Origin of the sequence: Endozoicomonas sp. ALB115 (assembly GCF_049310245.1) — a bacterium.
Taxonomy (GTDB): domain Bacteria; phylum Pseudomonadota; class Gammaproteobacteria; order Pseudomonadales; family Endozoicomonadaceae; genus Endozoicomonas.
This window is the reverse complement of the sequence record NZ_JBLYZG010000096.1, coordinates 1-11,326: the sequence shown is the minus strand read 5'-3', so window position 1 is coordinate 11,326 and position 11,326 is coordinate 1. Positions and strand designations below refer to the sequence as shown.

The following is an 11,326-nucleotide window of genomic DNA, read 5'->3' as shown; positions in this document are numbered from 1 at the left end:
AACACGGAGCTGGAACTGGCGAAGCCTGACGACAACACTTCATTCATTTACTTCAGCGGGTGTTTTTGCCTTTCATAAACCCATGGATGAGCGTGTTAAGCTTACTCAAGCTCACTTATTGTCAACGCTACTTGATGCAATAATATTTAACTGCAACCAAAAACCTGAAGCCCGGGGTATCGCCAACCTGCTGTGGGCCATGGCGAAACTGGTGGACAACGGGCAAGAATTGACACCTGCGTTCAACGAGGCAGTGGCTGCACTTTTGCACCACTTGAACGCACAGAAAGACCAATTTAATGCCCGGGATACCGCCAACCTGCTGTGGGCCATAGCGAAACTGGTGGACAAAGGGCTGGAGCGGACACCAGGGTTCAAAGAGGCCGTGGCCGCGCTGTTGCTCCTCGTGAACGCTCAGAAAGACCAATTTATTCCTCAGAGTATCACCAACCTGCTGTGGGCCATGGCAAAACTGGTGGACAACGGGCAGGAGCAGACACCAGAACTCAACGAGGCCGTGGCCGCCCTGTTGCCCCTCGTGAACGTACAGAAAAACCAACTTAATGCCCATGGCATTGCCAACCTGCTGTGGGCCATGGCGAAACTGGTGGACAAAGGGCTGGAGCGGACACCAGGGCTGAAAGAGGCTGTGGCCGCCCTGCTGCCCCTTCTGAACGCACAGAAAAACCGACTTAGTGCCCAGGGCATTGCCAACCTGCTTTGGGCTATGGCGAAACTGATGGACAACGGGCTGGAGCGGACACCAGGGTTCAAAGAGGCCCTGGCCGCCCTGTTGCTCCTCGTGAACGCACAGAAAGACCAATTTATTCCTCAGGGTACCGCCAACCTGCTGTGGGCCATGGCAAAACTGGTGGACAACGGGCAGGAGCAGACACCAGAACTCAAAGAGGCTGTGGCCGCGTTATTGCCCAACGTGAACACTCAGAAAGCTAACTTTAACCCACAGGAAATCGCCAACCTGCTGTGGGCCATAGCGAAACTGGTGGACAACGGGCAGGAGCACACACCAGGGTTCAAAGAGGCCGTTGCCGCGCTGTTGCCCCACGTGAACGCACAGAAAGACCAGTTTAATGACCAGGGTATTGCCAACCTGCTATGGGCCATAGCGAAACTGGTGGACAACGGGCAGGAGCAGACACCAGAACTCAACGAAGCGGTGGCCGTGCTGTTGCCCCACGTAAACGCTCAAAAAGCCCCATTTATTCCTCAGCATATCGCCAATCTGCTGTGGGCCATGGCGAAACTGGTGGACAACGGGCAGGAGCGAACACCTGAACTCAACGAGGCCGTGGCCACGCTGTTGCCCCACGTAAAGGCACATAAAGACCAATTTACTCCTCAGCATATCGCCAACTTGCTGTGGGCCATGGCGAAACTGTTGGATAACGGAGAGTGGACACCAGAGTTCAAAGAGGCAGTGGCCGCGCTGTTGCTCCTTGTGAGCGCACAGAAAAACCAATTTACTGCCCAGGGTATCGCCAACTTGCTGTGGGCCATGGCGAAACTGGTGGACGGGCAAGAGCTGACACCAGCGCTAAAAGCGGCCGTGGCCGCGCTGTTGCCCCATATAAACGTACAGAAAGCTAACTTTAAACCACAGGAAATCACCAACTTGCTGTGGGCCATGGCGAAACTGGTGGACAACGGGCAGGAGCAGGCAACAGGTATCATGGAAGCCGTAGTCGCCCTGTTGCCCCACGTAAACGCACAGAAAGACCAATTTATTCCCCAGCATATCGCCAACCTGCTGTGGGCCATGGCGAAACTGGTGGACAACGGACTGGAGCAGACACCAGCGCTCAAAAAGGCCGTGTTTGCCCTGTTGCCTCTCGTGAACGCACAGAAAGACCAATTTAATGCCCAGGCTATCGCCAACCTGCTGTGGGCCATGGCGAAACTGGTGGACAACGGACTGGGGCAGACACCAGAGCTCAAAAAGACCGTCTCCGCGCTGTTGCCCCAAGTGAACGCACAGAAAGCTAACTTTAAACCACAGGAAATCGCCAACCTGTTGTGGACCATGGCGAAACTGGTGGACGACGTGCATGACCGGACACCGGAGCTTAATGAGGCCGTCACCGCCCTGTTGTCCCACGTGAACGCACAGAAAGACCAATTTATTCCCCAGCATATCGCCAACCTGCTGTGGGCCATGGCGAAACTGGGTGAACTCGTTGAGCTGAATGTGGTTACCTCTACATTCGAATCGCTTGTCCACAAAATCAGTGAAAAACCTCAGCTCTCCAGGCAAGATATATCGATGTCTCTCTGGGGAGTCATGGTATGCTGTGCCAGGTTGTATCTGGTCTCCAATGCCAATAAAAATAACGTGCTTGAAAAGCACATGGATGACCTGTTGACTCGCCTGGAAAATACATCACCGGATAAAGAGGATCAAACTACCATTGCCATGGCCGCCAGTTGGCTTGGCAGACCGTGTCCTTTCGCCCCCCATTACCAGACGATGACTTCAAAAACTCAAACTGTCGTCCGCAATCAACTCCAATCATGCATGCCCTCCTTGAAGATTGAAAAAGAAAAGAGTCTGAACTCATTACCTCCAGTTGACCTGTCACTGCCAGATCACAACATGGTGATTGAAATTCAGGGACCGTTTCATTACGTGAGTAACGATTTCAAAACCCGGAATGGTTCGACTCTACTGAAAATTGCACTGCTGCAAAAATCAGGATTTGAGGTTATTGAAATCCCGATTAACACGCTTTGGAGCCCGGACTCAATAAAACGATGTATTGATCAAATAAAGACCATAATCAACACCCAACCGAAGGGGCATGGCTCTGAATCATTTAACAATCCAGAGTAATTGTTCTTCTCCAACCATCGGCGTTTATAGACAGTTCAGAAAAATGAACTTCTGAACAGAACAGCAGTCTGCTTTTTATATTTTCATGAATTAATGAAATATACTTATGGACAGAAGTTCTGCTGGTATCAGTGGTAAATACGCAAGATCAGATAATTATTATAACCGACCGGGTGGCCATGCCGCTTCTTCAGGGCGTGGACGATATAGACATGCCACGATCAGGCAGTGGGATCATCCCCCCCGCACTGCACCGGGTCGCAATGAATTTTACCATTCTTCTGGAGCAAGCTCTTCTCAACATCTACAGGGCCGTTCAATAAACCCTGCTCAGGATTTCAATGCCCTCATCAAACAGGAGATAATGGCTGATCTGTTGAGAAAATCGGATCGTTTCGGTCATCGCTATGATGGGAGACATCACGGTCAATATGCCAGTTCAATTAAAAAATACACGTCAGCTGCTAAAAGACCGTTAAATCGAGCCGAACAAAGCCAGCTGATACATTTGCTGCAAAATTTTACAGTAACACGGAGCTGGAACTGGCGAAGCCTGACGACAACACTTCATTCATTGACTTCAGCGGGTGTTTTTACCTTTCATAAACCCATGGATGAGCGTGTTAAGCTTACTCAAGCTCACTTATTGTCAAGGCTACTTGATGCAATAATATTTAACTGCAACCAAAAAACTGAAGCCAGGAATATTGATGCTCAGGGAATTGCCAACCTGCTGTGGGCCATGGCGAAACTGGTGGACAATGGGCAGAAGCAGACACCAGAGTTCAAAGAGGCCGTGGCCGCCCTGTTGCGCCTCGTGAATGCACAGAAAGACCAATTTATTCCTCAGGGTATCGCCAACCTGCTGTGGGCCATGGCGAAACTGGTGGACAACGGGCTGGAGTGGACATCTGGGCTCAAAGAGGCGGTGGTCGCGCTGTTACCCCACGTGAACGCACAGAAAGACCAATTTAAGGCCCAGGGAATCGCCAACCTATTGTGGGCCATTACGAAACTGGTGGACAACGGGCAGGAGCGGACACCAGGGCTCAACGAGGCCGTGGCCGCCCTGTTGCCCTATGTGAACGCACAGCAAAACCAATTTATTCCTCAGCATATCGCCAACCTGCTGTGGGCCATGGCGAAACTGGTGGACAATGGGCAGGAGCAGACACCATCGCTCAACGAAGCCCTGGTCGCGTTGTTATCCCGGGTGAACGCACAGAAAGACCAATTTAATGTCCAGGATATCACCAACCTGCTGTGGGCCATGGCGAAACTGGTGAACAACGGGCAGAAGCAGACACCAGGGCTCAACGACGCCGTGGCCACACTATTGCCCCACGTGAACGTATAGAAAGCTAACTTTAAACCACAGGATATCACCAACCTGCTGTGGGCCATGGCGAAACTGGTGAAAAACGGGCAGGGGCGGACACCTGAGCTCAAAGAGGCCGTGGCCGCGCTGTTGCCCCATGTGAACGCACAGAAAGCTGACTTTAAACCACTGGTTATCGCCAACCTGCTGTGGGCCATGGCAAAACTGTCGGACTACAGCCAGGAGCAGACACCAGAGTTCATCGAGGCCGTGGCCGCGCTGTTGCACTGCGTGAACGCACAGAAAGACCAATTTATTCCTCAGCAGATCAGCAACCTGCTGTGGGCCATGGCAAAACTGGTGGACAACGGGCTGGAGCGGACACCAGGGCTCAACGAGGCCGTGGACGCCCTGTTGCCCTACGTGAACGCACAGAAGGACCAATTGAATGCCCAGCATATTGCCAACCTGCTGTGGGCCATGGCGAAACTGGTGGACTACGGGCAAAAGCGGACACCAGCGCTCAACGAGGCTGTGGCCACGCTGTTGCCCCATGTGAACGCACAGAAAGACCAATTTCTTCCTCAGCACATCGCCAACATGCTGTGGGCCATGGCGAAACTGGTGGACAACGGGCAGGAGTGGACACCAGAGTTCAAAGCGGCCATGGCCGCACTGTTACCCCACGTGAACGCACAGAAAGCTAACTTTAAACCACAGGGCATCGCCAACCTGCTGTGGGCCATGGCGAAACTGGGTGAACTCGTTGAGCTGAATGTGTTTACCTCTACGTTCGAATCGCTTGTCTACCGAATCAGTGAAAATCCTCCGCTCTCCAGGCAAGATATATTGATATCTCTCTGGGGCGTAATGGTATGCTGTGCCAGGTTGTCGCTGGTCTCCAATGCCAATAAAAATAACGTGTTTGAAAAGCACATGGATGACCTGTTGACTCGCCTGGAAAATACATCCCTGGACAATGAAAAGGATCGACACATTATTACTATGGCCGCCAGTTGGCTTGGCAGAGCGTGTCCGATCGTCCCCCATTACCGGACAACCATTTCAGAACCTCAAACTTTCTTCCGCGATCAACTCCAGTCATGCATGCCCTCTTTGAAGATTGAAGAAGAAAAGTGCCTGAACTCATTGCCTCCAGTTGACCTGCTACTGCCAGATCACAACATTATTATTGAAGTTCAGGGGCCGTTTCATTACGTGAATGGTGATTTCAAAACCAGGAAAGGTTCGACTCTGCTGAAAATCGCACTGTTGCAAAAAGCAGGGTTTGAAGTCATTGAAATCCCGGTTAACCAGCTTTGTAACCAGGATTTAATGAAACCATTTATTGATCAAGTAAAGAAGAGAACAAGCAGCCAGTAATCGTCTACCTGCTATCATGACTCAGAACCATTTTCACAATTCAGAATAGATGTTCTTCTCCAACCATTGTCGTTTATAGACAGTTCAGCAAAATGAACTTCTGAACAGAACAGCAGTCTTCTTTTTATATTTTCATGAATTAATGAAATTTAATTATGGATAGAAGTTCTGCTGGTATCAGTGGTAAATACGCAAGATCAGATAATTATTATAACCGACCGGGTGGCCATGCCGCTTCTTCAAGGCGTGGACGATATAGACATGCCATGGTCAGGCAGTGGGATGATACCCCACGCAATAACCCGGGGCGTAATAAATTTTACCGTTCTTCTGACGCATGCCCTTCTCAACATCTACTGCGCCGTTCAGTAACCCCTGCTCAAGATTTTAATGCGCTCATCAAACAGGAAGTAATGGATGATCTGTTGAGAAAATCGGATCGTTTCGGTCATCGCTATGATGGGAGACATCACGGTCGATATGCCAGTTCAATTAAAAAATACACGTTAGCTGCTAAAAGACCGTTAAATCGAGCCGAACAAAGCCAGCTGATACATTTACTGCAAAATTTCACAGTAACACGGAGTTGGAATTGGCGAAGCCTGACAACAACACTTCATTCATTGACTTCAGCGGGTGTTTTTACCCCTCATAACCCCGTGGATCAGCGTATTAAGCTCACTCAAGCTGCCTTATTGTCCACGCTTCTTGATGCAATAATATTCAAGTGCAACCAAAAACCTCAAGCCAGGGATATTGATGCCCTGGGAATCGCCAACCTGCTGTGGGCCATGGCGAAACTGGTGGACAACGGGCAGAAGCAGACACCGGAGTTCAAAGAGGCCGTGGCCGCCCTGCTGCCCCACGTGAATGCACAGAAAGACCAATTTATTCCTCTGGGTATCGCTAACCTGCTGTGGGCCATGGCGAAACTGGTGGACAACGGGGAGTGTACACCAGAGCTCAAAGAAGCTGTGCCCACGCTGTTGCCCCATGTGAACGCACAGAAAGACCAATTTAATACCCAGAATATTGCCAACCTCCTGTGGGCCATGGCGAAACTGTCGGACAACGGGCAGAAGCAGACACCGAAGCTCAACGAGGCCGTAGCCGCGCTGCTGCCCCACGTGAACGTACAGAAAGACCAATTTATTCCTCAGGGGATCGCCAACCTGCTGTGGGCCATGGCGAAACTGGTGGACAACGGCCAGGAGCAGACACCAGAGCTCAACGAGGCCGTGGCCGCGTTATTGCCCCGGGTGAACGCACAGAAAGCTAACTTTAAACCACAGGAAATCGCCAACCTGCTGTGGGCCATGGCGAAACTGGTGGACAGCGGGCAGGAGCTAACACCAGGGCTCAACGAGGCCGTGGCCTCGCTGTTGCCCCATGTGAATGCACAGAAAAACCAACTTAATGCCCGGGACATTGCCAACCTGTTGTGGGCCATGGCGAAACTGGTGGAAAACGGGCTGGAGCGAACACCAGGGCTCAACGAGTCCCTGGTCGCGCTGTTGCCCCGGATGAACGCACAGAAAGACCAATTTAATGTCCAGGATATCGCCAACCTGCTGTGGGCCATGGCGAAACTGGTGGACAACGGGGAGTGGACACCAGGGCTCAACGAGGCCGTGGCCGCCCTGTTGCCCCTCGTGAACGCACAGAAAGACCAATTTAACGCCCAGGGCATTTCCAACCTGTTGTGGGCCATGGCGAAACTGGTGGAAAACGGGCTGGATCGGACACCAGGACTCAACGAGGCCCTGGCCGCGCTGTTGTCCCGGGTGAACGCACAGAAAGACCAATTTAATGTCCAGGATATCGCCAACCTGCTGTGGGCCATGGCGAAACTGGTGGACAACGGACAGGAGTGGACACCGGGTCTCAAAGAGGCTGTAGCTACAATGTTACCCCATGTAAGCGCACAGAAAAAACAATTTATTCTTCAGCATATTGCCAACCTGCTGTGGGCCATGGCGAAACTGGTGGGCAACGGGCAGGAGCGGACACCAGGACTCAACGAGGCCGTGGCAGCGCTATTGCCCCAAGTGATCGCACAGAAAGCTAACTTTAAACCACAGCAAATCACCAACCTGCTGTGGGCCATGGCGAAACTGGTGGACAACGGGCAGGAGCGGACACCAGAGCTCAACGAGACCATGGCCGCGTTGTTGCCCCACGTGAGCGCACAGAAAGCCAACTTTACACCACAGGGTATTGCCAATCTGCTGTGGGCCATGGCGAAACTGGTGGACAACGGGCAGGAGTCGACACCAGAACTCAACAAGGCCGTAGCCGCGCTGTTGCCCCACGTAAACACACAGAAAGCTAACTTTAACCCACAGCATATCGCCAACCTGCTGTGGGCCATGGCGAAACTGGTGGACAACGGGCAGGAGAGGTCACCAGAACTCAACAAGGCCGTAGCCGCGCTGTTGCCCCACGTAAACACACAGAAAGCTAACTTTAACCCACAGCATATCGTCAACCTGCTGTGGGCCATGGCGAAGCTGGTGGACAACGGGCAGAAGTCGACACCAGGACTCAACGAGGCCCTGGTCGCGCTGTTGTCCCGGGTGAACGCACAGAAAGACCAATTTAATGTCCAGGATATCGCCAACCTGCTGTGGGCCATGGCGAAACTGGTGGACAACGGGCTGGAGCAGACACCAGCGCTCAACGAGGCTGTGGCAACGCTGTTGCCTCACGTGAACGCACAGAAAGACCAATTTACTCCTCAGCACATCGCCAACCTGCTGTGGGCCATGGCGAAACTGGTGGGCAACGGGCAGGAGTGGACACCAGAGTTCAAAGCGTCCGTGGCCGCGCTGTTACCACATGTGAGCGCACAGAAGGCTAACTTTAAACCACAGGGTATCGCCAACCTGCTGTGGGCCATGGCGAAACTGGGTGAACTCGTTGAGCTGAACGTGGTTACCTCTATCTTCAAATCGCTTGTCCACAAAATCAGTGAAAACCCTCAGTTCTCTCAGCAAGATATATTAATGTCTCTCTGGGGCGTAATGGTATGCTGTGCCAGGTTGTCTCTGGTCTCCAATGCCAATAAAAACAACGTGCTTGAAAAGCACATGGATGACCTGTTTACTCGCCTGAAAAATACCCCCCCGGACAATGAAAAGGATCAACGCGTCATTGCCATGGCCGCCAGTTGGCTTGGCAGACCGTGTCCGATCGCCCCCCATTACCAGACAACCATTTCAAAACCTCAATCCGACTTCCGCAATCAACTCCAATCATGTATGCCCTCTTTGAAGATTGAAGAAGAAAAGAGTTTGAACTCATTACCTCCGGTTGACCTGTTACTGCCAGATCACAACATGGTGATTGAAATTCAGGGACCGTTTCATTACGTGAGTAACGATTTCAAAACCCGGAATGGTTCAACTCTGCTTAAAATTGCTCTGCTGCAAAAATCAGGATTTGAGGTCATTGAAATCCCGATTAACACGCTTTGGAGCTCGGATTCAATAAAACGATGTATTGATCAAATAAAGACCAGGATAAACACCCAACCAAAAGGGCATGGCTCTGAATCATTTAACAATCCAGAGTAGTTGTTCTTCTCCAACCACTGGCGTTTATAGACAGTTCAGCAAAATGAACTTCTGAGCAGAACCGCAGTCTGCTTGTTATATTTTCATGAATTAATGAAATATAATTATGGATAGAAGTTCTGCTGGTATCAGTGGTAAATACGCAAGATCAGATAATTATTATAACCGACCGGATGGCCATGCCACTTCTTCAGGACGTGGACGATATAGACATGCCACAGTCAGACAATGGGATCATCCCCCCCGCACTGCGCCGGGTCGCAATGAATTTTACCATTCTTCTGGCACACGTTCTTCTCAACATCTACAGGGGCGTTCAGTAAACCCTGCTCAGGATTTTAATGCCCTCATCAAACAGGAAATAATGGATGATCTGTTGAGTAAATCTTATCGTTTCGGTGATCGCTATGATGGGAGACATCACGGTCTGTATGCTGATTCAATTAAAAGATACACATCAGCTGCTAAAAGACCGTTAAATCAAGCTGAACAAAGCCAGCTGATACGTTTGCTGCAAAATTTTACCGTAACACGGCGTTGGGACTGGCGAAGCCTTACGACAACACTACATTCATTGACTTCAGCGGGTTTTTTTACCCCTCATAACCCCATGGATGAGCGTGTCAAGCTAACTCAAGCTTCCTTATTGTCCACTCTGCTTGGCGCAATAATATTCAAGTGCAACCAAAAACCTCAAGCCAGGGACATTGATGCCCGGGGAATCGCCAACCAGCTGTGGGCCATGGCGAAACTGGTGGACAACGGGCAGCAGCAGACACCAGGGCTCAAAGAGGCCGTGGTCGCGTTGTTGCCCCACGTAAACGCAAAGAAAGACCAATTTATTCCTCAGCATATCGCCAACCTGCTGTGGGCCATGGCGAAACTGGTGGACAACTTGCAGGAGTGGACACCAGGGCTCAAAGAGGCTGTGGCCACACTGTTGCCCCTCGTGAACACACAGAAAAACCAACTTAACGCCCGGGACATTGCCAGCCTGCTGTGGGCCATTACGAAACTGGTGAACAACGGGCTGGAGCGGACACCAGGGCTCAAAGAGGCAGTGGCCGCGCTGTTGCTCCAAGTGAACGCACAAAAAGATCAATTTATTCCTCAGGGTATCGTTAACCTGCTGTGGGCCATGGCGAAACTGGTGAACCACGGGCACGAACAGACACCAGGGCTCAAAGAGACCGTGGCCGCGTTATTGCCCCACGTGAACACATGGAAAGACCAATTTAATGCCCAGGATATCGGCAACCTGCTGTGGGCCATGGCGAAACTGGTGGACAACGGCCAGGAGCAGACGCCAGAGCTTAAAGAGACCGTAGCCGCGCTGGTGCCCCACGTGAACACACAGAAAGACCAATTTAATGCCCAGTGTATCGCCAACCTGCTGTGGGCTATGGCGAAACTGGTGGACAACGGGCAGGAGCAGACACCAGGGCTCAACGTGGCCGTGGCCGCGCTGTTGCCCCAGGTGAACGCACAGAAAGACCAATTTAATGCCCAGTGTATCGCCAACCTGCTGTGGGCCATGGCGAAACTGGTGGACAACTTGCAGGAGTGGACACCAGAGTTTAAAGAGGCCGTGACCGCGCTGTTGCTCCAAGTGAACGCACAAAAAGATCAATTTATTCCTCAGGGTATCGCTAACCTGCTGTGGGCCATGGCGAAACTGGTGAACCACGGGCACGAACAGACACCAGGGCTCAAAGAGGCCGTGGCCGCGTTATTGCCCCACGTGAACACATGGAAAGACCAATTTAATGCCCAGGATATCGGCAACCTGCTGTGGGCCATGGCGAAACTGGTGGACAACGGGCAGGAGCAGACGCCAGAGCTTGAAGAGACCGTAGCCGCGCTGTTGCCCCACGTGAACGCACAGAAAGACCAATTTAATGCCCAGGCTATCGCCAACCTGCTGTGGGCTATGGCGAAACTGGTGGACAACGGGCAGAAGCAGACACCGGAGTTCAACGAGGCCGTTGTCGCGCTGTTGCCCCACGTGTGCGCAAAGAAAGGCCAATTTAATGCCCAGGGCATTGCCAACCTGCTGTGGGCCATGGCGAAACTGGTGGACAACGGGCAGGAGCGGACACCAGGGCTCAACAAGGCCGTGGCCGCGCTGTTGCCCCACGTGAACGCACAGAAAGACCAATTTAATGCCCAGGCTATCGCCAACCTGCTGTGGGCCATGGCGAA

At 51.8% G+C, this 11,326-nt stretch carries 5 protein-coding genes; all 5 read left to right on the top strand.

Annotated features, from left to right (window positions below; translation table 11 throughout):
* The coding region (locus tag ACO6VE_RS22855; RefSeq protein WP_422463646.1) for a DUF1601 domain-containing protein at positions 1-2,848 on the top strand (2,848 nt) is incomplete at its 5' end.
* A 106-nt stretch (positions 2,849-2,954) separates the two neighbouring features.
* Positions 2,955-4,205 (top strand): DUF1601 domain-containing protein, encoded by a 1,251-nt coding sequence (locus tag ACO6VE_RS22850; RefSeq protein WP_422463644.1) that lies wholly within the window; start codon positions 2,955-2,957, stop codon positions 4,203-4,205.
* A gap of 45 nt (positions 4,206-4,250) precedes the next feature.
* A complete protein-coding gene (locus ACO6VE_RS22845; RefSeq protein WP_422450711.1) occupies positions 4,251-5,549 on the top strand; it encodes an RAP domain-containing protein in 1,299 nt (432 codons plus the stop codon).
* A 155-nt stretch (positions 5,550-5,704) separates the two neighbouring features.
* Positions 5,705-9,124: a DUF1601 domain-containing protein gene (locus ACO6VE_RS22840; protein ID WP_422463643.1), complete on the top strand. Its 3,420-nt coding sequence runs from the start codon at positions 5,705-5,707 to the stop codon at positions 9,122-9,124.
* A gap of 106 nt (positions 9,125-9,230) precedes the next feature.
* Positions 9,231-11,326: DUF1601 domain-containing protein (locus ACO6VE_RS22835; protein ID WP_422463641.1), on the top strand; the 2,096-nt coding region annotated here is incomplete at its 3' end.